Origin of the sequence: Microcoleus sp. Pol7_A1 (genome assembly GCF_036701085.1) — a bacterium.
Classification (GTDB): Bacteria; Cyanobacteriota; Cyanobacteriia; order Cyanobacteriales; family Microcoleaceae; genus Microcoleus; species Microcoleus asticus.
Genome location: NZ_JAUBQD010000001.1, coordinates 82,858 through 108,622, shown reverse-complemented (window position 1 = coordinate 108,622; position 25,765 = coordinate 82,858). Strand labels below are relative to the sequence as shown.

The window sequence follows — 25,765 nt, the reverse complement described above, 5'->3', positions numbered from 1 at the left end:
AAATTGAGCGATGTGTTATCGCGACTTCACCTCAATTATCAAAGTTAAACAAGCCTTTGGATTAACAACTGTAGAAGACCCGCGATTTCTACCGCAAATAACTCCGATCGCTCCGAGTGCAACCCTGACAGATTTTTTGGCGAATAGTTTACCCGTAGCTGTGGCCACAGGTAGCGAAAAAGCTCGATCGGAAATGATTATTACTCCGGTACTGCTGGAAGTCAGGAAGATTTTGCAGCAGAATATTAGCTTGTTTTCGGGGGAAGACTTTACGGTTGATTATGAAACTGGACTAAACGGGATTTGTGATTATTTGATTAGTCGTTCTCCAGAAATGTTGGAGATTGAAGCACCCGCAGTGGCGGTTGTTGAGGCTAAAAAAGCCGATTTGAAGACAGGAATTGGACAGTGCGTTGCAGAAATGGTGGCAATGCAGAAGTTTAATGAAGCGAAGGGGAAACCAATTTCAGTTATTTATGGCAGTGTCAGTAACGGCACGCAGTGGCGATTTCTCAAACTAGAGGAAAAAATTGTATCGATCGATCTTAATGACTATGCCTTGCCTCCGGTGGACGAAATTTTGGGAATGCTGGTTTGGATGGTACGAGATGGCTGAATAAGCGCGATCGCACTTTTGACTCAATTCTAGAAAGATCGATCGCACATTTATGACTTCATTGCAGCCGGATTAATTTGACTAACAGACTCATGATTTCTCCCTGTTCGGGTGTAATAATGATGCGATTGTCGGGAATGGCGATCGGATGAGTCCAACGAACAGCTTCCTCGTAGCGCAATGCGTGCAGTTGGTGGATAGTTCGCCGTACCCCCAGCGGCGAACCGATGATGACGTGACGCACTGCTTCGCGATCGCCCTCAAAGGTTTGGTTGGTTAAAACATTCGGCGATGTTTGGTTCGATGATGAATCTTGCAACATAGCTTTGACCAATAATTTGGATAGGTTTGATGCTTTGTAACGGTAAAACCGCGTACAATAACAAGTTGAAGAAAAGACAGCAATTCCCCTACAGCACAAGTGGCTTAGCTGGTGCTGTCTAATCTCTCTTGCTATAAGCGTAAATTAAATAACGGTATACGTCAACGTATTTAATAAAACCGTGCATTATTTAACATAAAGTAACAAATAGCCTATGGAAATCTCAGAAAGAGCCGAGCGATCGCCCCTAATGCGACTGAGAGTTCAGCGGTTTATGACTCAAAAGCAGCTAGCAGAAGCACTTGGAGTTACGGAAGCGACGGTAAGGAACTGGGAATCGGGGCGATCGGTACCTAAGCTAACGCCTGTTCAATACAAGAAGTTGCTAGAGATTTTGCAAATTACCTCTGCTGAATTACCAGACCAATTTGGTTTTCCTAGCGATGCTGATGGATAGAAAATGGAATATTATAATTGAGGCGTTTTATTTAAACGAACTCATACAATGTTTTGAAAAAAAAAGGAATATGAGACTTAACATCGCTACTTTGCTCTGAATAAAATCTCCCAATTTCTAAGGAGAGTTGCTCTCTAAAATTTTTCTCATTTCCACTCCAGTCAGCGGGTGGCTTAATTTGCCTCCAATACTCCTTAGCTTTTTTAATTGTCAGCAAAGCTATGATTAAGTCATGCTTCCGCGTTACATCTTTCGTACTTTTAAATTGATGTTTCCATGAATCCTGGAATTTGTCTAAGTCTAATTCCATACAATCCAATCCCGAACAGTAACTAATGCGATCGAAGGCTCTCTGTAGGTTGTTCTGTAAATCCAAGTCGCTACAAAGCTCATCAGCCATATCCAGATAAATACTTGCGAGTACCGCAGGATTTCCCTGATAAATCGGCTCGTTACAACAATTCTCAAATATGGGTTGAAGTTCAGGTGTCAGAAAATATGCTTCTTTATGAATCAAACCTGTAATCCAGATCCGGTGCTGTTCTGCGTTTTCCTCTTTCACCTGCGATTTTTCGTAAAGATTGCGAAAAATTGCTTCTGTATCTGTAAAAATATAATTGTCGATCGTTTGCAGGTGCAAGTCTAAATCTATCATTGCAAAAAGTCGATCGGGATCTAAATGTGAATTAGTGGTATCCTTTTCGTGTAATATTGGAAGAGTAGAGTAGGTGTCTAATACATCTTTGCGATCGCCACAGTTAAAAAATTGTGGCATATACTGTTTGGTCTGTCTCCACCATTTCGGAATGCAAGCCATATAAAAACTGGCATCCTGCGTTTCCTTCATTGCTTTATAAGATTGAACTGATTTTCTACCCTGGATATCGGGAATCTTGCCTTCGCACAAGACAACAATTTTGTTTTTAATTCTGGGAGATAAAATAATTGTCTCGCAATGTTTTTGTAGCTGTTCTGGATTAAGACTCATTTGTAATATTAGATTGTTGTTTGAGCAGTTTTGGCTCGATTTCTTTAACGTGAGCTGGTGTCAAAGCTTCACACAATGCGTAGGAGTGAGTTGCCAAAATATATTGATTGCTAGGCCCCCACTCTTGGAGGTCTGATATAATTTGATATTGCCAATCTGGATGAAAAGCAATTTCAACTTCATCCATCAAAACAATAGCATCTTCTATGTTGCGAGACTTGATCCATATATAAATGCTGAGTCTTTTGAGCTCGCCGTGACTTAAATCTCCTGGATATAGTTCTATAGTTTCACCATTTTTCTCTAATTTTAAAGTTACTGCCGAAAGGTCTTTGTCAATATTTATTGTTTTACAGCTTAATAAAAATCTTAATTCATTTACTAAGGTTTGATAGCTGTTACCATATTTACCTGTTTCTATAGCTTCTTTAAAATCTTTATCTCGAGCAGCTTTAAAGGCTTCAATGAGTAAATCTACAACCATAAAGTCATAAGTAAAAAATCCTTTTAGTTGAGATTTTGCTTTGTGAATTTTATCGAAATAATGCTCATTTGTTTGACTGTGACTTTTAAATAATAGTTCTCTAGTATATCTATCGAGAAATAGAAAAACTTGTGTGGAGGGAGCTGCTAAAAATATTTTATCTGAAAGTATGTTTAAAAAATCGTTGGTTTCTTTCCTATCTATATTATTTAAATGACAGAGTAAAGCTTCATTTTGCTGATCATTTGAGATTTTTTCACTTGAATAGTTACATATATATGTCATATTTTTTTCTGTTAAATATTCAACGATTTTTTCCCAAACTTCCTCATAGCTTCCATAGGTGGTTTTCAAATTCTTTAGGTTACTTTCAACTTCTTCTAGTCTGTGTTTTATTTCGTCTTGAAAAGTTTGAATTTCTTTAATAGAAACATTTTTTGTTGAGTTTACAACAGATATTAATGCTGAAACTCTTGAATTTGATACCAATTGTTGAATAAACCTAAATTCTCTTTGAGCCGTGGCAAACCTTTGTTGATTGTCTTCAATGTTTTTGATTTGATCTAATCTATCACTACTGAGTGTTAAACTGTTATTTACTGATTCTAAATCTGAAATTTGCTTTTCCATTACTTTAAATTGTGTTACAGGATAAAAAGTGATATCTTCTGTATTTTTGATTTTAACATTTAAAGAGTCGGACTTTTTTAGAAAAGAATCTTTGCACACAAAGAAAATAATTTGAACTATTTTTTCTCCATTCCAAATATCAATAATTGCTAAATTTTTTTTATCTTCTCCCTCACCCACTTTAAATCCTTGAATAAAGTTTTGTAAAAATAGTTTTTTATCGTCATCCACAGAACAGTGCAGCAATACAAAAATCAACTGCAACAGCGTACTTTTACCGCCACCATTTTGACTACCCAGCGGAAAAATATTAGGAACAAAATCCTTTTCAAAAGTGATGTCAATGTCCTTTAAACCGCGAAAATCAGGAACTTGAACTCGTAGCAAGTGCATAATAAACTCCTGGTGTTAGCTTGCATTTTTTATTGAAAGGCTGAGCCACAATTATTTTAGATTATAACTCACATCTTTTACTATTTTCATGAACAGGCAAGATGCCTGTTCCACAACATATCAATTTCTTGTGGGGTGGGCATCTTGCCCGCCCACTTGAACAGGCAAGATGCCTGTTCCACAACATATCAATTTCTTGTGGGGTGGGCATCTTGCCCGCCCCAAAGAGACTTATCTCTCGCGCTTTTACACCTTAAACTTCTCCACAATCCGTCTCATCGCTTCTTCCACATTCTCCCGACTATTAAACGCCGAAATGCGGAAATAACCCTCACCCGCCGCACCAAAACCAGAACCCGGAGTTCCCACCACATTGCAAGTTTCCAGCAACTTCTGAAAGAAATCCCAACTCGACAAACCGTGAGGCGTTTTTACCCACACATAAGGCGCATTTTTGCCACCAAAAACCTCGATTCCCGCCGCTGTCAATTTCTCGCGAATAATCGCAGCATTTTCCATGTAAAAATTGACTAAAGCCTGAATTTGTGCCTTGCCTGCCTCAGAATAAACCGCCTCAGCACCGCGCTGCACGATGTAAGAAACGCCGTTAAACTTAGTAGATTGGCGGCGGTTCCACAACTTCCAAATTTCGACATCGGAACCATCGGCTGCTTTTCCAGTCAACGTCTTCGGTACAACTGTTAACGCGCAGCGAGTACCCGTAAAACCAGCATTTTTGGAAAAAGAACGAAATTCGATCGCACAATCCCGCGCCCCTTCAATTTCATAGATAGAATGCGGTAAACTCGGATCGGTAATATACGCTTCGTAAGCTGCATCGAAGAAAATAATCGAACCGTTAGCTTTAGCATAATTTACCCAAGCTTGCAAGTGTTCCTTAGTTGCAGTTGCCCCCGTCGGGTTATTCGGGAAACACAAGTAAATTAAATCGACTTTTTTGTCGGTGGGAATTTCCGCAGTAAAGCTGTTTTCTGCTGTAATTGGCAGGTAAACTAAGCCGCCGTATTCGCCATTTTCGTTCGCATCTCCCGTGTGTCCAGCCATCACGTTAGTGTCTACATACACCGGATACACTGGATCGGTAACTGCGATCGTATTATTATTGCCAAAGATATCGAGAATATTGCCGCAATCGCATTTAGAACCATCAGAAATAAAGATTTCCGAAGCATCAACATCGCATCCCCGCGACTTGAAATCGTGCTCGGCAATTTTCTCCCGCAGCCACTCATAACCTTGTTCCGGGCCGTATCCTTTAAAGGTATCCCGCGAGCCCATGTCTTCCACCGCCTTCACCATCGCCTCCCGACAAGCAGCCGGTAGCGGTTCAGTCACGTCGCCAATCCCCAGCCGGATGATGGGCGCTTCGGGATTCGCCTCTGCAAAGGCTTTCACCCTGCGCCCAATTTCGGGAAACAGGTAGCCGGCTTTGAGTTTGAGGTAATTGTCGTTGATAGTTGCCATAGTTCGATCGCTACAAATGTCGTAGAATAGCTTACTGCCAATTGTCTCTCTCAAGCAGCAGCAAGTTCGGCAACCAGCAATGTACGGGATTTAACGGATGTGGCGGATGGATGTTCAGCCAAGTGAAAGATTTTCCCGACTCGGACACTCAAACACTTCGATACTCCGCCATCACAGCCAATCTGCGCAGTTGCTCACCAGCCATTGACCAAAAAATCAAATCAGCTTGTATAATCAGAATAGTATGCAGCGCAGAAACAATTATGGACGAGATCGAGTACGCCAAACTCTATCAAGAACTGGCGGCAATTCTGAATGAGTTTAATTTGGGTTGGGTAGTTCAACAAGTAGCGGATACTGTAGAGATAGGCAAAGTAATTGAAGAGCGATCGCTCAAACGAAAAACACCCCTGCTCAAGATAGAAGATTATACCGCAAAAGAACAACTTTTGCTGTTAATTGATGCTGTCGAACAAGCGACGGTGAACACTTCCGAAATGGAAGACGAAATTGCTTATTTCTTGAAAGTAGAATCAGAAACCTCTCCCCTCGGCACAAAAATTACCTTTGCCAATTCAGGTGCCGAAACTGCCAAAACAATCGAGTTTACCTCCAGCGTCACCGCCCCCCGCCACAAACAGGCGATCGCCCTCAAGCACTTGCTGGAAAAACTGCCCTCCGGGCCCAGCAACTACGCCATAAACTCCGAAATTAAAAGCAAATTAAAAAGCTCGATCGATCCCGATTTTAACACAGCGGCAGAACAAGCCAGAATTTTTGACACTTACCTCTTCACCATCTTGCTAAAAGCAGTTGCTAATGAAGGCGGTACTATTTATTACAACAATGTTTTAGACGACGAAACACCGAAATATTTAACATTTAGAAAAACTGCGGGAAAAATCCACGGCACTGCACATCCATACACTCATGCTGTGGTAGAATTTCCCGACAAACCAGCTTTGGAAGTTCACCTAGGAGTAAAAGTGCAAGGTAGAGCCGGAGTTCTGCACAACTGTAACGTTTTAATTTTGTACCAAAAAGAAGCGAATATCTGCCGCTTGCTCAACCGCGAACCCCGGCACTCGCAGGTAATTTTAGCAGTAAAATCGGAACACAGCACCTCGGAACTAAAACTAGAAATGGCTGGTGCTTTTATCGGATTAGCGTCAGACATTCGCTACGAAGGCGGCAGCTATTTCATTTCTAACAGTTACTCCCAACCCATAGCAAAACTGCTAACTACTGCTCGCAAAAAATGGGAACTCAACATTTTTCCTAGAGCCACAAACGATGTCCACCGACTTATGTACTCGTTTCAAACTATCTTTAAAGACTTTAAGGCCAGAAACTGATTCAGTTAATACCATTTCACAAAAGTCTTGACACATTTTTTGTGTTGGGTTTCCTTACACGGACTTATATCAAATCCGGTAGCATCGTTCTGGTAAAGTCTCCTTCAATCTGCCAGCAAATATAAGCACAATTTTCTGTTTTTCGGCTCACAGTCAACAGTCAACAGTCAACAGCCAACAGTCAACAGTCAACTTTCCTAGATTTGCCCGGTTAAGTGTATCTGCTAATGTATCTGTTACATGAGCCAAGAAAATAATCTATCATGTTGCGAGCACCAGAACCTTACGAATAATGTTTAAGAAAGATAAATCTTCCCTGCTGTTTACGATCGGAGCCGCCACACTTCTGATCGGTTTAGGCTTTGTCACCTACTACCTCGTCCTCTCCCGTGGCCCCGCCAAAGATTTGCCGGCGGGGGCAACGGTTGTCCCGCAAGATACGATGATGGCCCTATCCATCAGCACCGATGAATCGCAGTGGAATAGACTGCGAGAGTTTGGCACGCCGGAGTCAAAAGCTTCGTTTGAGAGGTTTTTAAGCGAAATGCGCGATCGCCTCCTCACCAGCAACGGCTACGCCTACCAGGAAGACATTCAACCCTGGGTGGGTAACACAGCAATGGTAGCCTTTCTCCGCAACAAAATAGCTATACCAGCCCCCCCGCCCGCACCCAACGCGCCCCCATCTCCGCCAATTCAACAGTCAGTGGCAATTATCCTGCCAATTGCCAACCCGATCAAAGCCAAAGAATTATTAACAAAACCCAGGCCTCTCAGCCAAGGAAAAATAGTTGAGCGTAATTATAAAGGCGTCCAAGTCACAGAAACTCAAGGCGTACCCGATCGCAATTTCTCTGTCGCGGTACTCGGCACAAGCTATCTAGCAGTCACCACAGATTCTAGCGCTACAGACAGAATAATCGACACCTACAAAGGCGAACCTTCCCTAGCAAAAACCCCTGGCTATGCAGACGCCATAGACAAAATAAAAAGTCCGGGCGCCTTCGGTCAAATCTACGTCAATATGCCCGTTGCCGCCGCCTATGCCGCCGCCAACTCAGTTCGCGAAATTTCGCCAGAAAACCTCGAAAAACTGCAACAAAATCAGGGATTTGCCACCACAGCGACGCTGGATGCAGAAGGAATTGCCTTCAAATCAGTCTCTTGGCTAAAACCAGATTCTACCAGAAGGATAGCAGTAGAAAACAATGCTCTAAAAATGGTCAACCGCCTGCCAAGCAATACAATAATGATGGTATCCGGCGGTAACTTGCAGCGTTTGTGGCAAGACTATGTATTGGGAGCCGAGGCGAACCCGGTTTCCCCGATTAATCCCCAAGTTTTGCGCACAGGTTTAAAATCCACTACGGGCATGGATTTAGATAAAGACTTGATGAACTGGATGGGGGGAGAATTTTCTCTATCATTAATACCAGCCCCCGCACAGAATCCCAAAGACAAATTTGCTGCCGGATTTGTATTTATGGTGGAAACAAACAACCGGGGCGCAGCCGACAAATCCCTGAAACAGCTTGATGAAACGATGAAAACTAAAGGGTTTAGAGTTGAGGAAATTCAAGTCGGCGGCAAACCTGCGACAAAATGGACATCGCCGTTTGGAGGGATTACGGTAACTCGCGGCTGGATGAACGATGTAGCGTTTATGACAGTAGGAGCTCCAGTGGTTGATGCGATCGTTCCGGCACCGAAAAGTCCGCTTTTAAGCAGCGAACTGTTCCAGAAAACAGTACGATCGCAACTTAAACCCCACAACGGCAATTTCTTCATCGACACCGAGAGTGCGTTTAACCCGAAAAACCTAGCTTTGCCGGAGTTTCCTCCCAACCAAAAAATGTGGATAGACGCCACGCGGTCGATCGGCGTTACAGCCGCCGTCATTGGCGATCGTACCACCCGTTATGACGCTTTTGTCGGCCTCAAAAAATCCACCCAATCCACTCCTCCTGCAAATCCTTCACGGAGTCTTGCTTCACCGCGCCCTGCTTCACCGAGCCCTGCTTCACCAAGTCCCTCGCCCACCGTCCAAACTTCTCCCAACTAACTCTTAAATCATTCTACAAATCCGCCTGGAGAGCCCATTAAACAGCAACAGGGCGACAGATTAAAACCGAAAGGCAGCCGCCAGAAGCAAGAAGTAAGAAGCAAGAACAAGACTTACGCATACGCACTAAAGAAACCGGGTTTTTTTATCGTTTCTGTGTGCTGCAACGAATTATTTTCGTTAAAAAACCCGGTTTCTATGCAGCCCTGCGTCCAGGAATACCAAAGCAACCGAGTTTTTTAAGCCTTGAACTGCAACTAACTGTTTTCGTTAAAAAACTCGGTTTCTACGTCCAGGAATGAAGAAGCAATCCACGGTTTCTGACGCACCCTACTCTATATACCCGTTGCGTCCAGGACTTCTTATTTTTGTCAGAATTTTAATGGTCGGCAATTGTAGAGCCGGCTTTTTTTGTTCTTTATAAAACGAAAGGAAAATTTTTTTACGTGGATTTTCCCCGGTCAGTTCTGGGCGCAGAAGCCGATTTGTTAAACCGCCATACTTCTTCACACTCTCACTAACATAAAAAAACAGGTTTCTCGGCGTCGCAGTGCGTCAAGGAAAGCCAATTTTTTTATATGTCATCGGGAAGATACAGATTCTAGGCATTGCGAGTTATATTTAGATTGTGCAGAAGATACGCTCGGGGAATTGCAAATGCAGAGGCAAATTTTACAGGGAAATTTTCCTCAGTGAGTTGGGAAAGTGAGTCTGGAACGCACTTGCAGTCCGAAACCCGGTAGCTTCATCAATATACAGTCTTTAACCCCAAAATTTCAGAGAAACTAGGTTTTTTTACCTAATTTCTGTGTATATATTTTACCCATTAAAAACCTATGGAAACCGCCAAAAATATTCAAATACAGGCGAGATGTCTGTCTAAAAAAAGAATAAGCAAACTGGCAGTTTCTCTGCCAATTATCTTAATAAATCTTTACTTTTTGCAAGCAAAAGCCGAAGGTCAAACTATTGTTCCAGCGGCGGAGGGAACGAACACAACAGTCACTAGCGAACCCCAAAGCGGAACTCCTGGGCAGCAAACTCGCTTCGATATTCAAGGCGGGCAATTATCGAGCGATAAAGCAAATCTTTTCCACAGTTTTACAGAATTCGGCTTGTCGCAAAATCAGATTGCCAACTTTATATCAAACCCCAACATTCGCAACATTTTAGCGGGCATAGGCGGCGGTAAACCCTCGATTATTAACGGCTTAATTCAAGTAACCGGCGGCAATTCTAACTTGTTTCTGATGAATCCATCCGGCATCATATTTGGCAACAGTGCCAGCTTAAACGTGCCGGCTTCTTTCACAGCAACCACCGCCACCGCTATTGGATTTGGTTCAAACTCGTTTAACGCTGTCGGTACTAGCGCCTACACATCTCTGACAGGCGCGCCCAATTCCTTTGCTTTTGGGGCCGATCGAGCAGGGGCAATTATCAGCACGGCAGACTTAGCAGTTAAGTCAGGGCAGAACTTAACCTTGCTCGGCGGCACCGTTGTCAGCACCGGCAGCCTTGCGGCCCCAGGCGGTCAAATTACCGTAGCATCAGTCTCCGGGACAAATTTAGTGCGCGTCAGCCAGCGAGGCAATTTGCTGAGTTTGGAAATCGAGCCGCCCTCGGGGACGAGCAGCACTAGAACATCCAGCGCGACAGATTCAACATTGCCGATCGCATCCTTGCCCGAACTGCTCACAGGCATCGGTGAAACAAACGCTACAGGGATCGGCCTCAATGCCAGCGGTGAAGTGGTACTCACGGCGTCTAACCGAGCAGTAGCTGCGGGGGACGTTGCAGTAAAAGATGCAAACGCTCAGGCGATCGAAATTCAAGCAGCCAACACCATTGCAGCCAGCGGAAACCTGACAAGTTCTCAAGGCGGCGCGATCGCCCTAGAAGCTAGTGGCGACATTCGCACTGTCGATCTCGACTCCCACTCGGACACCACCGCAGGCGGCAACATCACCGTCACCAGCCGTACAGGAAAAGTAGAAACAGGCAATATCAACGCAGGGTCGATCGACAAAAACAGCAACGCCGGAGACGTTAGTATTGCAGCACCCTCAAGCAGCATTCAAACAGCGTTCATAGACGCCAACTCAGAAGAAAAACAAGGCGGCGCAGTCACCCTCAACGCCCGCAACGACATCGAAGTAACGCATATCAACACCGAAGGCCGAACAGCCGGAGGAGATATTGACATTACAGCCGGCGGTTATTTCCGAGCAACAGGCACTTTCACAAACGATAACAACTGCTTGTCGCAAGCTTGCAGCATTAGCGCATCCACTACTGGTAGCGCTAATGCTGGAGATATCACCATTCGCCACGGTGGCGAAGCCTCGAAGACTCTTTTCAGCGTCGGGCCCGACTATAACAAACTCAACGGTACTGCTGGCAGCATTGCCACTGGGGGCCCAAAGAAGGAAAATGTTATTACACAGGGACGTTATTTCAGCCCCACCCCTCAGATAGTACAGCCGACGCAAATTAACATTACGGCTTCTTCAGTATCGCCAGCACCAGCACCCGCACCTGCACCCGCACCAGCCCCAGCCCCTGCGCCGACACCAGCGCCTGCACCCGCACCCGCACCCGCCCCTGCGCCGACACCAGCACCAGCCCCAGCCCCTGCGCCGACACCAGCGCCTGCACCAGCACCAGCACCAGCCCCTGCACCAACACCAGCCCCAGCCCCTGCGCCGACACCAGCGCCAGCACCAGCACCCGCACCAGCCCCCGCCCCTGCGCCGACACCAGCACCAGCCCCAGCCCCTGCGCCGACACCAGCACCAGCCCCTGCACCCGCCCCTGCGCCGACACCAGCGCCAGCCCCTGCCCCCGCCCCTGCGCCGACACCAGCGCCAGCGCCGACACCAGCACCGCCGACACCGCCGACACCGCCGACACCGCCGACACCAGCACCCGCCCCTGCGCCGACACCGCCGACACCGCCGACACCGCCGACACCAGCGCCAGCGCCGACACCAGCACCAGCGCCAACACCAGCACCGGTATCAAATGTGCCGACACCAGCGCCAGCGCCAGCACCCGCACCCGCACCCGCACCAGCGCCAGCGCCAGCACCAGCGCCAGCACCCGCACCAGCGCCAGCACCCGCACCAGCGCCAGCGCCAGCACCCGCACCCGCACCCGCACCAGCGCCAGCACCCGCACCAGCGCCAGCACCAGCGCCAGCACCAGCGCCAGCGCCAGCACCAGCACCAGCGCCAGCACCAGCACCAGCACCAGCGCCAACACCCGCGCCAGCACCAGCACCAGCCCCTGCGCCAGCACCCGCACCCGCACCAGCCCCTGCGCCGATATCAAATGTGCCGATCGCACCCACCATTACTCCAAATCCAGCACCGATATCAAATGTGCCGATCGCACCGACAATTACTCCAAATCCAGCACCGGTATCAAATGTGCCGATCGCACCGACAATTACTCCAAATCCAGCGCCGGTATCAAATGTGCCGATCGCACCCACAATTACTCCAAATCCAGCGCCGGTATCAAATGTGCCGATCGCACCGACAATTACTCCAAATCCAGCACCGGTATCAAATGTGCCGATCGCACCCACAATTACTCAAAACCCAGCGGTTGCGCCTGCTGCTGCGCCAATAAATCTCGCACCGATACCTACACAGGATCTCGCGGCCAACCAGCCACCGAGCACAAATCCTTTATTTTCGCCCAGCTTGCAACAGCAAAACCAGATATCTAATTCCTTGGAACAGCGCATTTCACCTCCCGCGTCCTGGAACATTGACGCTTCCAATTCGCCAACAAACGTCGGCGCCGTTATTTTTCCCGTCGAGGAGAGATTTACCAGGGAGTTTGTCGATTACCTAAATTTGCCATCAACAACTGCGCTCGCCACCCTAGAAGATGCCCAAAATACCCTTCGCAGTGTCCAACAAGCCACAGGCATCAAACCAGCTCTCATTTATATCAGCTTTGTACCCAAGGGTTCTACAGTCGATCGGCCTTACAGCAGTTCCTCCATCTTGCGCGTAGAACAGCAAATTCAAGCCTCTGACGAACTGGAAATGATGGTGATCGCGCCCGAAGGCGTGCCCGTTCGCCAGCGCATCCCTGGAACCTCTCGCGCCCAGGTAATGGAAGCTGTTCGGAGATTTCGCGATGAACTGACTAATCCGGTAAAGCGCAATACTAAAAGTTATTTGCCCTTGGCTCAGCAGCTTTACCAGTGGATAGTAGCGCCGCTCGAAGCAGAACTGCAAGCCCAAGGCATTGAGAATTTATCTTTTATCTCAGATATGGGGTTGCGATCGATACCGATGGCCGCCCTGCACGACGGCAAAGGCTTTCTGGTAGAGCGTTACAGTGTTGGATCGATGCCGAGTCTGAGTTTGACAGATAGCAGCCCCGCCAATTTCAAAAATACCCAAGTTCTGGCAATGGGGGCGTCGCAATTTGCAAATATGAGTCCTTTGCCTGCAGTGCAAATAGAAGTATCGACAATCACGCCGCAGCAGTGGCCGGGTAAGTCTTTCTTGAACGAAGCTTTCACCCTGGCCAATTTGAAATCGCAGCGCCAGCAGCAGCCTTTTGGGATGATTCACTTGGCTACTCACGCCGAATTTCGATCGGGAGATCCCAGCGAATCCTTTATTCAGTTGTGGGATACTAAATTGCGTTTGGATCAGTTGCGGCAAATGAATTGGCACAGCCCGCAAGTTGAAATGTTAGTTTTGAGTGCTTGCAAGACTGCTGTGGGCGATCGAGAGGCCGAGTTGGGCTTTGGCGGGTTAGCCGTGCAAGCCGGGGTTAAATCGGCTATGGCGACTCTTTGGTATGTCAGCGACGAGGGCAGTTTGGGGTTGATGACGGAGTTTTACGGGCAGTTAAAAACTGCTCCGATTAAAGCAGAAGCACTGCGGCAAGCGCAATTAGCGATGTTGCGGGGAGATGTGCGAATTGAAAGGGGGATGCTGCACACTTCTGTTGGCAATCTGCCGCTACCCCCGGAATTGGCAAAAACGACGAGTCAGAATTTCTCTCATCCTTATTATTGGTCTGCTTTTAGAATGATTGGCAATCCTTGGTAAGTCGATCGCCCGCGGGCACCTCAACCACCGCCAATTACTCATAATTGCCACAAAAATTCAAAATCCCAAACCCAAAACTGCCCAACCCCAGTACGATCGATCTAGTTAGCAAAAATAAGTAAAAACACTACCGGAGTAATTTTTATGGATCTGGTCGTACTCCAGAACTGGCTGGACAACATCTCCTTTGCCATTTTGTTCTCAACAATGCTCATTTACTGGGTTGGCGCAGCATTCCCCGGCATTCCCTACCTGTCAGCCCTAGGAACCGCTGGAATGGCCGTCGCCAACCTATCCATCGCCGCTTTACTCGGTTCTCGATGGATAGAAGCCGGCTACTTCCCCTTAAGCAATCTCTACGAATCCCTATTTTTCCTAGTTTGGGGAATCACCGCCATCCACCTAGTCGCGGAAAACATGAGCCGTTCCCGCTTAGTAGGAGTAGCCACATCCCCCGTAGCAATGGCAATATCCGCCTTTGCAGCCCTGACTCTGCCCGCAACCATGCAATCTGCAGAGCCCCTAGTACCCGCCCTCAAATCAAACTGGCTGATGATGCACGTTAGCGTCATGATGCTCAGTTACTCAACTTTAATGGTAGGAGCGCTACTGGCGATCGCCTTTTTAATCGTCACCCGCGGTCAAAAAATCGAACTCACCGGTAGTTCCTTCGGCACCAACAGCAACCGCAACGGCAGCTACCGCCTCCAACGCCCTCAAAACCCCGAACCTCAAACTGCAGAAACCAGTGCCGACGGCGCATTAGTTTTCAGCGAACCCTCTTTCAACTCCAACAATAACGGTTTGGGCACCACCGCAGTGCTCGAATTAGCAACCGTTCAAACCCCATCAACCGCCCCAACTCAAACCGCAGAACTTCTCTCGCCCCAGCGCTTGAATCTAGCAGAAACTCTTGATAACATTAGCTATCGCATCATCGGTTTAGGATTTCCTTTACTGACAGTTGGCATTATTGCCGGTGCGGTTTGGGCTAACGAAGCTTGGGGATCGTACTGGAGTTGGGACCCGAAAGAAACTTGGGCGCTGATTACTTGGTTGGTATTTGCTGCCTACCTACACGCCCGCATCACTCGCGGCTGGCAGGGAAGACGCCCAGCAATTTTAGCCGCCACAGGTTTTGTGGTAGTTTGGATTTGCTATCTAGGCGTTAATCTGTTAGGCAAAGGTTTACATTCCTACGGTTGGTTTTTCTAATTCCCGATCCACCAATGGGCCAAAGAAGAACAGGATAAGTCAAAGAATCGGGATTAATATCATCTCCGGTTGTAGGGTGGGCAATTCCCACCTTACTCCACGAGCAAGATTCTAATAATTAACTTTCTCTTCCTTCTTCCCTTTTTTTACCCGATCGCGAAATCGAAGGGCTTTCTTCCTTCTTCTAACTTCCCTCTTCCCTCTTCCTTCTTCCTTCTTCCTTCTTCCTTCATTCAACTAAGGACAATTAATATGGACGAATCGAAAATATTTCCCCAAGAAGACGATGTTGTGTCCGCCCCTACCAGCGCTTTGATGTATCAATGTACATTCAAAGTGAGTGAATTTATGGCAATTATGCAGTCAAAATTGGTAGACGAAAAATTATTTTCAGACGGCTTGGATTGCGAGCTATTAAGTGCTGGCAAAGACTGGACTAAAGGAAAACTTAGAATGCGTCTGGAGTTCATTCCGCTCGAACCTGAAATCAAAGAGCAAAAAGCCCTTCCTGCCGCTGCCGAAAGATCGGACACCGTGCAAAACCATGCCGTAGATAGCTCAAATCAAACCGATATAGATGAGCCATTAAATCAATGTGACTCAACAGAAATAAATAATCATTTTCCTATGTCTAGGTATCCAGACCGCGACCCCCAAAGTCTAGGAATGTGGAGCTAGGAAGACAAAGAGTGGGAGATAGGGAGAGGGGGATGCTCGCCCTTCTTTCCTCAAAATCCATCCGTTAAATTCCTTACACTCCTCGTTTCCGAACTTCCTTCTTCTTGCTTGATGAAAAACTGCTCTCATGGCCGAATCTTCCAATTGGACGCACCTCCACGCTCAACTGCACCGGACACTGTTGCAGCGACAAATATTGCCATCACATCAGCCATTGTTAGTAGCAGTATCCGGCGGACAAGATTCTCTGTGTTTAATTAAATTACTGCTAGATTTGCAGTCAAAATGGGGCTGGAGCCTAGCGATTGCTCACTGCGATCACCGTTGGCGTTCTGACTCGGAAGCCTCGGCCAATCATGTAGAACAATTAGCTCAAAACTGGGGAATATCCTACTATTTGGAAACAACCTCAGACATCCCCAAAACAGAAGCAGCCGCCAGACTGTGGCGATATCAAGCTTTAACCGAAATTGCGATCGCCCACAACTATCCCTACATTGTTACAGGCCACACAGCCAGCGATCGCGCCGAAACACTCCTCTACAACCTGATTCGCGGCAGCGGCGCCGACGGACTTTCTGCCCTCACCTGGACGAGGCCCCTGCTCGATTTTCGATTGCCGATTTTAGATTTTAGATTGGGGAATTCCGGCGAAAATCCCAACTCCCAAATATCTGCTGATTTTAGATTGGAAAATCAGGATGAAAATTCCCAATCGAAAATCCAAAATCTAAAATCTAAAATCTATTTAGTTCGTCCCTTGCTGGAAATAACTCGATCGCAAACAGGTCAATTTTGTCAAGAGCAAAAACTACCAATTTGGGAAGATTCCACAAATCAAGACTTGCAATATACCCGCAACCGCATTCGATCGGAATTATTGCCTTATTTGGAAACTCATTTCAACCCAAAAGCCCAACAAGCGCTAGCTCAAACAGCCGAACTCCTCCGCGCCGACGTAGAATATCTCGAACTTGCAGCCAGCGACTTGCTACAGCGAGCAATGTCTCCAATTGGAGATAATCCGCAGGTGAATTTTCAACTTCCCGTCAAGTTAAATCGCCCGATTTTGCGCGAAGCACCCCTGGCATTGCAGCGACGGTCAATGCGGCAACTACTGCAACAAATATTGCCCTCAGCACCCAGCTTTGAAAGCGTAGAAAAACTAACCAGCTTAATCCTAGCGCCCAACCGATCGCAAACCGATCCATTTCCTGGAGGAGCGATCGGTCGAGTAGAACACCCTTCGATAATTTTAGATATTAAATTTTAAGCTGTTATCAAACCCGAAAGGACTTGCCGCAAATCAGAAACTACCCGATCTTGCTCCTCTCCAGTCTGCTGCACGCGATCGAGTTCCCCCCCCACCGCTTCCAGCTTTTGGCGCAGGCCCTTCAAATTGTCCTGCACCGGTTGCAACATTTCTTGATAAACATTCACTCGACCCCAGAGTTCAGCCACTGCACCTTTCTGGTTGAACAAATTCTGCTCTAACTGCTTGAGTTCGTAGCGTTTCGCCTCACTTTCCCCATTTTGGCGGTTTACATTTGCCTCAATTTGGGATATGGCTTCCCGCACTTGCTGAATTTCGTTTTCCAGTCTTTGCAATTCTTGGCTTTGCTGCTGCCGCTGAGTATTGAGCTGTGCGACGACCGGCCCCAAATCAATATCTCCTCGCTCTTGTTTTGGAGCATTAGCAGTACCAAGCCGCCGCCACAGCACCGCCTGATGCTGCTTCAAAACATCTTCGCGTTCCTGCAACCGGAGGCGCTGTCCCACCAGAGTTTCGTTCAACATCTGATAACTTTCAAGTTCATCTGCCATTTCATTTTCCAAAGCCATGCGATCGTACTCGCTAGCAGCTTGAATTTTCCCTTGCAGCTCCTCGATTGTCTCCCGCTGCAGAGTCAACTCCTCCTCTTGATCGTTAACAAAGCGGAACACCTTTTCCAAATCCTGTTGCAGGTGTTGCACCAGCCCCTGCAACTCCTCAACCGGCATCTTCTCCAGGGCTGACACATCTACTCTCTGCTCAGTACCCGCACCACCCGAAGCAGATGCGAGCCTGGAAAGTTGCTGGTACAGATCCTCAACAGCGCGCACCTGCAAAGACACCGACTGAGCCTGCTCCTGCTTAGCGCTGAGGGTACTTTGCTGCCCTTTAAGATCCGCCCGAGCTTGCGCCAAAGCATCTTGAGATTGATACCACTCCTGCCAGCGGCTTTGGAGGCTCTGATTTTGTCGATCGACCTCTTCTTGCTGCTGTTGAGCGTTTGCCCGTTTTTGCTCCAACTGCTGCCAGTGCTGATCCAGAATTGCCTGCTGAGCCCCCACCGCACCAAAAGACTGATTCAGTTGTTCCCGCACCCCTTGGGCCGAAGCAATTGCCCCTCCCAGCTTCTTCATCAACTCCTGAATCCTCTGGGTCTGCTGCTCATCAACCACCGCCCCCTGCGGAACCTGAGACTGCTGCTGGGCCACCCGCTGCTGCTCGCCCCGCAACTGTTCCCAAGCGGTCTCAATTTCCACGCGGCTGCGATCGACCTCTTCTCGCAGTCGGTTAGCTTCATCTCGAGTATTTTCAATTTCCGAGCGCTGAGCCTCTAGTCGCTCCAACTCATCTTCCATTTGAGCCAACTGCTCTTCGCGGGCTTGCATTTCCATTTCCCGGCGATTGAGTTCCTGACTCGAAAACGTCAGAGAAGCCTTCCACTGTTCAATTTCCTCTTCCTTATCCTTAAACTTATCCTGCAAGCGCGAGAAATTTTGCAGAATGCTCACCAACTGGCGGGCCGCCTCCTGAATCCGCTGCACTTGCTTGCTAGCGCTCAACTCCACCAGCACCAGCGTGCCGTCGTTAAACTTATTAGCTTCCTCAACTGGGATCGCGTCATCGCCTGGTACGGCGCTCCAATTGTGTTCGCCCCGCTGACAAGCTAGCAGTTTCAGTTCAGCCTTACCGCCACCGAGACCAAAGCCGCTTCTCTGTTTTTGTACTTCCGCTAGATACAGCACACTAATAGTCCTCTGCTTCGTAAAACCTATCCCAACTTACTTTAAGTTACTTAAAGGCCTAAAAGATAAGTGGTGTTTACTTCCTACGCTGTTGGGTAGACGGCTAATCCCAAGATAAGTAGGCTATCCCCCTTAAGCCAAAGGTTCTCAACTAAAGATAACACTGCGTGCGATCTGTAGTCAACTTACCTAAAGTAAATAAGTATAGGCAAGTAAGGATAACTTTTTGCCACTTAAGTCTTACTCTTTGGTGTCCTTTGCCGAATCCGGGGATAGCATTTTTTCCTAACTATAGCAGCACTCACGCATAGCACTGCTTCACGGGAGAGCGTCCATAAAGCACGACCGCCGCCTGCTTTCTGGACGAATGAGACAGCAGAATCAATGCCGCTTGATTAAAGACTAGCAAAACTGCGGGGACTACCATAGCCTAAAGCTGAAAAAGGTCAGTCCGTCAAAAACTTTCTATTGATTGTACCAGGCTTTAGTTGTGGCTCGATCGTGAAAAAAGCCCTCGCTGCCTCCAAGCGATCGCCATCCTCCGGCGGACTAGGGATTTGAACCGCGCTGCCTTAGAATAGGGTAATGACGCGAGCCTATGACGCGAGCCGCGGGCGAGCAAAAAGGTCGATCGGCAGTGAGGGTTTTCCTGACAATTGCCAACAAAGGTTCATTTTGACTGCACCTGATTTTAGGGCTGGGCCAAAGCCAAAAAAAACCTTAAGCGCAACTCATCCAACCCAACAGACTAGCCTCAAGTTCCCCTCGGGGATCGATCGGCACTTGCTGCTGGTAGCAGCGGTAAAACCAGAGAATCCTCGGTATTTTGAAGTTGACCTACGCAAAGATGCGTTGGATAAACTGACGGCATACTCAGCCAAAAACTTCAAAACTTTGGCGGCCGAAGACTTGAAGCAGTCGGGAATGCCAGCGTTGCACAGTCGAAGTGCCCGTGCAATTGTGCGATGTGGATTCTACGAGTTTAGGCAACAGTGGGAATACAAGGTGAAACTCTACACTTAGAGAATGCCGCGAGTTTCGCGGTTTCAGCTTGTGGACTGGTAGCGCGGCCTACTTAGGCAGCAAGTATCGCCCTTTCGTCAATTCCCAATTGTGAGATGGGCATAAGTGCGTAAATTATTGACGGAAACTAAAGTCAATCTTTGCGCCAGCACACAGTCTTTCCGAGCTCAGACGCCAACGGTTTTAAGGAGGACACTTTAGCTGCATGCAGGGAAATTTGAGTGAAATTGACATCCGCAGCATCCTGCAATTGATTGAGTTAGGTCAGCGAACCGGAGAACTGTTCGTAGAGGCCTACACCTCCACCAGCAGCAGCACGGGTACTCAACCTACCCTGCGCTCCCTTGCAGGACAATCCTGGTATGTCTTCTGCTTCAACGGTCAGATTATTTACGCTACCCAGAGTGCGGGCAGTTTGTTTCGCTTGCGCGACTACCTGCGCCGCTACAAAGCAGATACCGCCCTCGACAAAATCCAAGTTCCCTATATGGCATCTACGAATGCCCCAGAATACGGCTACCTGTGGGCCCTGCTAGAAAACCACATCCTCACCCCAGCTCAAGGGCGCAACATCATCCACAGCATGATCCACGAAACCCTTTTTGACTTGCTCAGCCTCCACCAGGGTTCCTTCACTTTTGAAATGGGCCCTGCTTTGGCTCCTCAACTGACCAGCTTAGAAATTAGCTCGCTGCTGGCCAAGATTGTCAAACAGGTGCAGCAGTGGAAGCAGTTTCACCCTCACATTCAGTCGCCCAACCAATGCCCGGTGATTTCAGATCCCTCCGAACTGCGAGTAGCGCTGCCTGTCAATACCTTTAATACTCTCAGACGCTGGGCCGACGGCCACACTTCGATCCGCCAAATGGCGCGCTACCTCAACCGAGACGTGCTGACTGTCGCTAAGGCGATTTACCCCTTCGTGCAGCAGGGATTGGTGCAAGTATTTTACGAGTCCTCTGTAGCCCCGGCCAACAACAAAAAAGAATGGTCGTCCCCAGAAACCAAGCCTCCTAGAGTTGTCTGCATTGACGACGACAAGATTATTCGCAAAACAGTCGAGTCAATTTTAAATGAACACGGTTACGAAGCTACGGCGATCGGCAATCCCCTCCAAGCCCTGAGTTTGGTTTTTCAACTCAAACCCGATTTAATTCTGTGTGACATCGCCATGCCAGAACTCGACGGCTACGAAATTTGCGCTATGCTGCGCAATTCTAGCGCTTTCCGGCAGACCCCGATCGTTATGCTGACCGGCATCGACGGATTTATTGACCGCGTTAAAGCTCGCATGGCCGGAGCTACAGACTTTTACACCAAACCTTTTGGCGAAAGCGAGTTATTGATGCTGGTAGAAAAATATGTGGGTCCGGGCTACCCTCTGGCCAATATATCGGAAAGATTATTAGACCGCTCGCTAGAAGACGAATTAGAAGAAAAATAAATTTCGCATCGGTGGCATTGTGGGAGCTTTCTTGTACCTGCGCTTAGATCGAGTCTCGACCGCCACAAACAGAAAGCTCGCGGGCGGGCACTATTGGCGAGCGCAGCATAAACTAGAATGTGTAAGTCCGCGCGCTGGCATGAGGGCGTCGGTAAAACTCTGTTCAATTTCTCCACCCAAGTGGGTCTAACACGCTCAAAGTGCAAATATAATATACTTGTTCTCCACTTGCAGCCGCTCCGAAAAACCGATGCGCAGAGCTACTAATTGCTAGGTATTTCTGTACAAAGTCGGAGAGTGCATTCTCAGTCTTAACTGACTCAGTTCATGATTGTCGCGACACCAACCATGTCAACTACCCGTCGCTAATCCGAGTACCGGTTTAGCATTCATCGCAGAAATTACCCAGAGTTTTACCAATTTAGACGGCGGTGGGAGTACAAAGTGAAGCTTTAGGGGTTCCAAATTAATTGTTCGCAGTCGATTTGAGCTAATTTGTCAGCAAAGGTCGCGTGAATTATTGATTGCAGTCAATTATGGACGGAGCAAATCTCTTGCCAAGCACCTCCGGTAGTCGCGCCATTCACCCCTTGGCTGTGTCAAGCTTGGCTGTGTCAAGTTTTGATCGTCGAAGTTTCGATCGGGTTCTTCTTGGCGGGAAACGTCAACAATTTGCTAGAAAGCAGGTGTCAGAATGATGATTAGCGGCAGCCCAGACTTTATATTACCAGGACTAGGCGTAGATCCGGCTCCGGAATTCCAAGAACTAGAAACTCCCGAAGGCGAGCTGCACCTGCGGTTCTATGTTCCTTCGGGGAACGAGTTCGCACTGCCGGCGACAGGGATTAGAGAGGTACTAGCCCCGTCCCCAGACCGCATGACACCGATCCCCAACGTTTCATCTTTGCTTTTAGGTACCCTAAATATGAGAGGACGAGTGATTTGGGTGGCAGACCTGGGCCAATTTCTGGGAGACCAAACACCTCTGAACACAGACAGACCGGAAATCCCGATCGTGGCTGTGGAAGACCAAGACACGATTTTAGGGCTGGCAGTCGATCGAATTGTGGGGATGGACTGGCTCGACGTAGAGCAACTGCACTCTCAGAACAATGCACCAGACGGCATGATTCCATTTCTGAGGGGAGAATGGATGTTAGGTGCACCAGCTCAGAAAGTGCTCCGACTGCTAGATCAAGTGAAAATTCTGCGCTCGGCGCGGTGGGCAGCGTGAAATCGATTTTAGATTTGCGATTTGCGATTTTCGATTGAGGTCTAACCATCAACAGTCACACGACTTGAGGCGCGCATCTAAACATTCAATTCAAGATAAAAATCTAAAATCTCAAATCTAAAATCTAAAATCAAAAGAGGGCGGCAAATGGCAACAAGTACCAACTTTCAGCAGGACTACCAACGGGCAGAAGCGGCCTACATGGATGGCAATTATTCAGAAGCCGCAGCCCTAGTTTATCAATTAGTAGAAGATTTTCCCGAAGACCCCAGCGCTCGCCTGCTGTGCGGACACATTTACTGCTACGGACTGCAACAGTATGAGGTGGCGCGGGAACAGTATACGGTTGTGCTAGGCCTGAGTGACGATCCGACTTTGGTCGAACACGCTCACAGCGGAATTACTTACACAGACCAATTTTTATCCGGAGAACTGCAACCGGAAAATGTCGAGGCTTTGTCTGCTGAAACTGAATTGGAATTCTACCCAGACTTATCTCTCGATGAAGGGTTAGAAGACCCGGATTTGGGACTTTTCCAAGGAAATTCCCCCTCCCTTTCCTATAGGAGTCAATCGCCAGACGACATGGAAAACGAGGATTTGGCAGACTTGGGCATGAGCGGCTTGGAGTGGGAAGCAGAAGAGGACGATCGCGCCGACCCTGTCCCAGATTTAAGCTCACATTCTAACCCTTTTTCTAGCGACAGTGCCGGGATGGCAGCTTATGCTGAGACTCCCGACTCGCTAGACATCGACGACTTTGCAGACTCAGACTTTGGAGACCCTTTTGCCTTAGATGACGGAGGGTTTGATGCTGCTGACGTGTCTAGCAGCAAAGTGTCTGGGAAACAGGCACCTTACTCAGGAGATTCGTTTTCAGAAGCTCCGACTCAGATGCTCAACGGTCAAAGTTTTGCCTCTTCAGACATCGGGAATTCCTTCGACTCGAACCAAGTAGACTCCCCCATCGGGCCCTCCGACAATTTTGGCGAACCTTTTGCTGGGTTCGATTTGCCAGACGAACTCGACGGGAACTCCGACTACGACTACCAAGCCCCGCCCCAGAGCCGCCAAAATCACGCTCATAGCGCAGATCCTGCAGAAGAGGAAGACCCCTTTGCCGAGGCGATGCCCTCGTCGGGTTTCGGGTCTTCTCAACCTCAAAACAAGCAGTCGAATACCGGCGGGTCGGACTACTCGTCAAACTATTCGCTGGCTGAAGACGAAACGCTGTTGATGGGAGGTGCTGTCCCCAACTCTCAAAGTCAAAGGTCGAGCCGGGAAAAATTTAATTCGGTCGATCGATCCTCCGCCAACAACAACGGTTACGGCGACTCGGAACCCCCGGCATTTGGTTCTATAGACAGCTTCGAGTTAGATGCTTTTGATGACGATGCTTTTAGCGATTCTTTCTCTTTCGACGACAACGAACAAGCGACAGCTTTCGGGGCGACGGAGAAGAACAGCAGCGGTTGGTCGTCAAAAGCTGCGAACGCTCAACAACACAGCGACTTTTTAGACGAATTTGACGAGTTTGACGATTTGGGCAATTTGCCGGACTTTGACATCTCAGAAGATGCCAGCAGTTCGATGCTAACTAGAAATAATACCAATTTCGGCAACTCGACCAGCGGCATGATGGGAACGACAGGCAGCGGCCTGGACTTTGACAACAGCGATGGCTCAGCAATTCGGGATGACGAGATATTTAGCATAAACGGCCCGGCTGATTCGTCAGTGCCGAGTTTTGCTCCCACAGAAACAGAGGCGGTCGATACTTCGGTGACGGTAGAACAGGGGGGACTGGCTTTCTTGGAAAATGCCCCTTTGTTTACAAAACAGTTGTACACGGCAATCGGGGCAGGGCTGGTTTCTCTGGTAGCTGTGGCTTTCGTCACCAACATTGCCTCCTATCAAGCTCTGCGGCAAGACAAACCGGAGGCGATCGTTTACCTGCGCCAAACAGGCTGGGTAATGACTGCAGCAGCAGGCTTTACGAGCTTTTTAACTTCTTGGGGGATCGGCCAGTTGATCGCCAAGCAGGTGCGCAAGTCCTCGGACAATTTGCAAGCTCAGTTCGATGCCGTATCTCAAGGAACTTTGGACGCTCGCGCTACGGTTTACTCGGAAGATGAATTTGGCAAAATGGCTGCTAAATTCAACCACATGGCGAAGGTCATCCAAACCACGATTAGCGATACCAGGCGCAAGTCTGACGAGCAGGAACAGGCAAAAGAAGACTTGCAGCGCCAAGTGATTCGCTTGCTAGACGACGTGGAAGGAGCGGCTCGGGGTGACTTGACGGTGACTGCGGAAGTGACCGCAGACGTTTTGGGTGCTGTTGCTGACTCGTTTAACTTGACTATTCAAAATCTGCGCGAAATCGTCCATCAGGTGAAGCAGGCGGCGAGGGAGGTCAGCAAAGGCGCTACGGATAGTGCTAAGTTTGCGGGCGATTTGTCTTCCGACGCGCTGCGGCAAGCTGAGGAACTGGCGGCAACGCTGAATTCGGTGCAAGTCCTCACCGACGCGATTCAGCGGGTCGCAGAGAGCGCTAGAGAGGCGGAAGAAGTGGCCAGGGGCGCGGCAGCAACGGCTCTGAAAGGGGGCGAGGCTGTGGAGCGGACGGTGGCCGGGATTTTAGAAATTCGAGAAACAGTAGCAGAAACCACTAGAAAAGTCAAGCGGTTGGCGGAAGCTTCTCAAGAAATTTCTAAGATTGTGGCTTTAATTGCGACGATCGCCTCCCGGACGAATTTGTTGGCCCTCAACGCCAGTATTGAGGCGGCGAGAGCTGGGGAAGCGGGCAGGGGTTTTGCGATCGTGGCAGACGAGGTGCGACAATTGGCAGACCGATCGGCTAAGTCTTTGAAAGAAATCGAACAGATCGTGATGCAGATTCAAAGCGAAACCGGCGCGGTAATGACGGCGATGGAAGAAGGGACGCAGCAGGTTATTGAGGGGACAAGATTGGCAGAACAGGCGAAGCGATCGCTTGAAGATATCATTCAAGTAACTAACCGAATTGACGTGTTAGTGCGATCGATTACTGCCGACACTGTAGAGCAAAACGAAACAGCTCGCGCGGTAGCTTCTGTGATGCAAGCGGTGGAATTAACTGCTCAGGAAACATCCCAAGAAGCGCAGCGAGTTTCCGGTGCTTTGCAAAACTTGGTAGGCGTTGCTCGCGACCTTTTGACATCGGTGGAAAGATTCCGAGTAGAAACCGCAGAAAGACAATAATTAAGTGTCTAATGCTTTTTTATCGGCTGATTTACCA

At 48.2% G+C, this 25,765-nt stretch carries 18 protein-coding genes; 12 read left to right on the top strand and 6 right to left on the bottom strand.

Translation table 11 applies throughout. The features are described 5' to 3' along the window. Positions 1–10: 10 nt before the first annotated feature. Entirely contained in the window at positions 11–616 is a 606-nt protein-coding gene (locus QUA20_RS00490) for a hypothetical protein (RefSeq protein WP_333184300.1), read from the top strand. A gap of 58 nt (positions 617–674) precedes the next feature. On the opposite strand, the gene QUA20_RS00485 is transcribed toward QUA20_RS00490, so the two are convergent. Then, on the bottom strand, positions 675–938 hold the full coding sequence (locus tag QUA20_RS00485) for a hypothetical protein (RefSeq protein ID WP_006633059.1): 264 nt from the start codon (positions 936–938) through the stop codon (positions 675–677). Positions 939–1,152: 214 nt separating this feature from the next. On the opposite strand from QUA20_RS00485, the gene QUA20_RS00480 reads away from it, so the two are divergent. Next, positions 1,153–1,395: a helix-turn-helix domain-containing protein gene (locus QUA20_RS00480; RefSeq protein WP_006633060.1), complete on the top strand. Its 243-nt coding sequence runs from the start codon at positions 1,153–1,155 to the stop codon at positions 1,393–1,395. A gap of 31 nt (positions 1,396–1,426) precedes the next feature. On the opposite strand, the gene QUA20_RS00475 is transcribed toward QUA20_RS00480, so the two are convergent. The 3 genes from QUA20_RS00475 to QUA20_RS00465 all read right to left on the bottom strand — a co-directional run bounded on the left by QUA20_RS00475 (position 1,427) and on the right by QUA20_RS00465 (position 5,375). Continuing rightward, the gene (locus QUA20_RS00475; protein ID WP_333184298.1) at positions 1,427–2,383 is read right to left on the bottom strand and encodes a hypothetical protein; all 957 of its coding nucleotides are present in this window, start codon (positions 2,381–2,383) and stop codon (positions 1,427–1,429) included. Next, entirely contained in the window at positions 2,373–3,890 is a 1,518-nt protein-coding gene (locus tag QUA20_RS00470) for an AAA family ATPase (RefSeq protein ID WP_333184296.1), read from the bottom strand. The genes QUA20_RS00475 and QUA20_RS00470 overlap by 11 nt, the downstream gene beginning before the upstream one ends. 246 nt (positions 3,891–4,136) lie before the next feature. Beyond that, entirely contained in the window at positions 4,137–5,375 is a 1,239-nt protein-coding gene (locus QUA20_RS00465) for an LL-diaminopimelate aminotransferase (protein WP_333184294.1), read from the bottom strand. A gap of 41 nt (positions 5,376–5,416) precedes the next feature. Between QUA20_RS00465 and QUA20_RS00460 the strand changes: the two genes are divergently transcribed. From QUA20_RS00460 to ccsB, 4 genes are all read left to right on the top strand, one after another. After that, positions 5,417–6,730, top strand: a complete 1,314-nt coding sequence (locus QUA20_RS00460) for a hypothetical protein (protein ID WP_333184292.1) — start codon at positions 5,417–5,419, stop codon at positions 6,728–6,730. A 292-nt stretch (positions 6,731–7,022) separates the two neighbouring features. Then, positions 7,023–8,792 (top strand): DUF3352 domain-containing protein, encoded by a 1,770-nt coding sequence (locus QUA20_RS00455; protein ID WP_333184290.1) that lies wholly within the window; start codon positions 7,023–7,025, stop codon positions 8,790–8,792. 836 nt (positions 8,793–9,628) lie between these two features. Continuing rightward, complete coding sequence (locus QUA20_RS00450; protein WP_333184288.1) at positions 9,629–13,876, top strand: CHAT domain-containing protein; 4,248 nt, start codon at positions 9,629–9,631, stop codon at positions 13,874–13,876. Positions 13,877–14,020: 144 nt separating this feature from the next. Next, entirely contained in the window at positions 14,021–15,091 is a 1,071-nt protein-coding gene (gene ccsB / locus QUA20_RS00445; RefSeq protein WP_333184285.1) for a c-type cytochrome biogenesis protein CcsB, read from the top strand. A 111-nt stretch (positions 15,092–15,202) separates the two neighbouring features. Here ccsB and QUA20_RS00440 read toward each other — a convergent pair whose 3' ends face one another. Continuing rightward, on the bottom strand, positions 15,203–15,328 hold the full coding sequence (locus QUA20_RS00440) for a hypothetical protein (RefSeq protein WP_333184282.1): 126 nt from the start codon (positions 15,326–15,328) through the stop codon (positions 15,203–15,205). Between the two features lie 15 nt (positions 15,329–15,343). Here QUA20_RS00440 and QUA20_RS00435 point away from each other — a divergent pair, with 15 nt between their 5' ends. Together QUA20_RS00435 and tilS are read left to right on the top strand one after the other, a co-directional pair. Continuing rightward, positions 15,344–15,769: a KGK domain-containing protein gene (locus QUA20_RS00435; protein ID WP_333184279.1), complete on the top strand. Its 426-nt coding sequence runs from the start codon at positions 15,344–15,346 to the stop codon at positions 15,767–15,769. A gap of 127 nt (positions 15,770–15,896) precedes the next feature. Continuing rightward, entirely contained in the window at positions 15,897–17,042 is a 1,146-nt protein-coding gene (tilS, locus tag QUA20_RS00430) for a tRNA lysidine(34) synthetase TilS (RefSeq protein ID WP_333184276.1), read from the top strand. Here tilS and hmpF read toward each other — a convergent pair. Then, entirely contained in the window at positions 17,039–18,784 is a 1,746-nt protein-coding gene (gene hmpF / locus QUA20_RS00425; RefSeq protein ID WP_333184273.1) for a pilus motility taxis protein HmpF, read from the bottom strand. The genes tilS and hmpF overlap by 4 nt on opposite strands. Positions 18,785–19,369: 585 nt before the next feature. On the opposite strand from hmpF, the gene QUA20_RS00420 reads away from it, so the two are divergent. From QUA20_RS00420 to QUA20_RS00405, 4 genes are all read left to right on the top strand, one after another. Further along, the gene (locus QUA20_RS00420) at positions 19,370–19,807 is read left to right on the top strand and encodes a hypothetical protein (RefSeq protein ID WP_333184270.1); all 438 of its coding nucleotides are present in this window, start codon (positions 19,370–19,372) and stop codon (positions 19,805–19,807) included. A gap of 205 nt (positions 19,808–20,012) precedes the next feature. Next, positions 20,013–21,251, top strand: coding sequence for a response regulator (locus tag QUA20_RS00415; protein ID WP_172190496.1), 1,239 nt, complete (start codon positions 20,013–20,015; stop codon positions 21,249–21,251). A 700-nt stretch (positions 21,252–21,951) separates the two neighbouring features. Beyond that, positions 21,952–22,485: a chemotaxis protein CheW gene (locus tag QUA20_RS00410; protein WP_172190500.1), complete on the top strand. Its 534-nt coding sequence runs from the start codon at positions 21,952–21,954 to the stop codon at positions 22,483–22,485. Positions 22,486–22,632: 147 nt separating this feature from the next. After that, a complete protein-coding gene (locus QUA20_RS00405) occupies positions 22,633–25,728 on the top strand; it encodes a methyl-accepting chemotaxis protein (protein ID WP_333184267.1) in 3,096 nt (1,031 codons plus the stop codon). Positions 25,729–25,765: the final 37 nt, after the last annotated feature.

Coding starts and splice junctions, on each gene's coding strand:
- QUA20_RS00480 (WP_006633060.1), top strand. CDS start 1,153: ATGGAAATCTCAGAAAGAGCCGAGCGATCGCCCCTAATGCGACTGAGA.
- QUA20_RS00470 (WP_333184296.1), bottom strand. CDS start 3,890: ATGCACTTGCTACGAGTTCAAGTTCCTGATTTTCGCGGTTTAAAGGAC.
- QUA20_RS00455 (WP_333184290.1), top strand. CDS start 7,023: ATGTTTAAGAAAGATAAATCTTCCCTGCTGTTTACGATCGGAGCCGCC.
- QUA20_RS00485 (WP_006633059.1), bottom strand. CDS start 938: ATGTTGCAAGATTCATCATCGAACCAAACATCGCCGAATGTTTTAACC.
- QUA20_RS00450 (WP_333184288.1), top strand. CDS start 9,629: ATGGAAACCGCCAAAAATATTCAAATACAGGCGAGATGTCTGTCTAAA.
- QUA20_RS00465 (WP_333184294.1), bottom strand. CDS start 5,375: ATGGCAACTATCAACGACAATTACCTCAAACTCAAAGCCGGCTACCTG.
- QUA20_RS00415 (WP_172190496.1), top strand. CDS start 20,013: ATGCAGGGAAATTTGAGTGAAATTGACATCCGCAGCATCCTGCAATTG.
- tilS (WP_333184276.1), top strand. CDS start 15,897: ATGGCCGAATCTTCCAATTGGACGCACCTCCACGCTCAACTGCACCGG.
- QUA20_RS00490 (WP_333184300.1), top strand. CDS start 11: ATGTGTTATCGCGACTTCACCTCAATTATCAAAGTTAAACAAGCCTTT.
- QUA20_RS00475 (WP_333184298.1), bottom strand. CDS start 2,383: ATGAGTCTTAATCCAGAACAGCTACAAAAACATTGCGAGACAATTATT.
- QUA20_RS00435 (WP_333184279.1), top strand. CDS start 15,344: ATGGACGAATCGAAAATATTTCCCCAAGAAGACGATGTTGTGTCCGCC.
- QUA20_RS00405 (WP_333184267.1), top strand. CDS start 22,633: ATGGCAACAAGTACCAACTTTCAGCAGGACTACCAACGGGCAGAAGCG.
- QUA20_RS00420 (WP_333184270.1), top strand. CDS start 19,370: ATGACGCGAGCCTATGACGCGAGCCGCGGGCGAGCAAAAAGGTCGATC.
- ccsB (WP_333184285.1), top strand. CDS start 14,021: ATGGATCTGGTCGTACTCCAGAACTGGCTGGACAACATCTCCTTTGCC.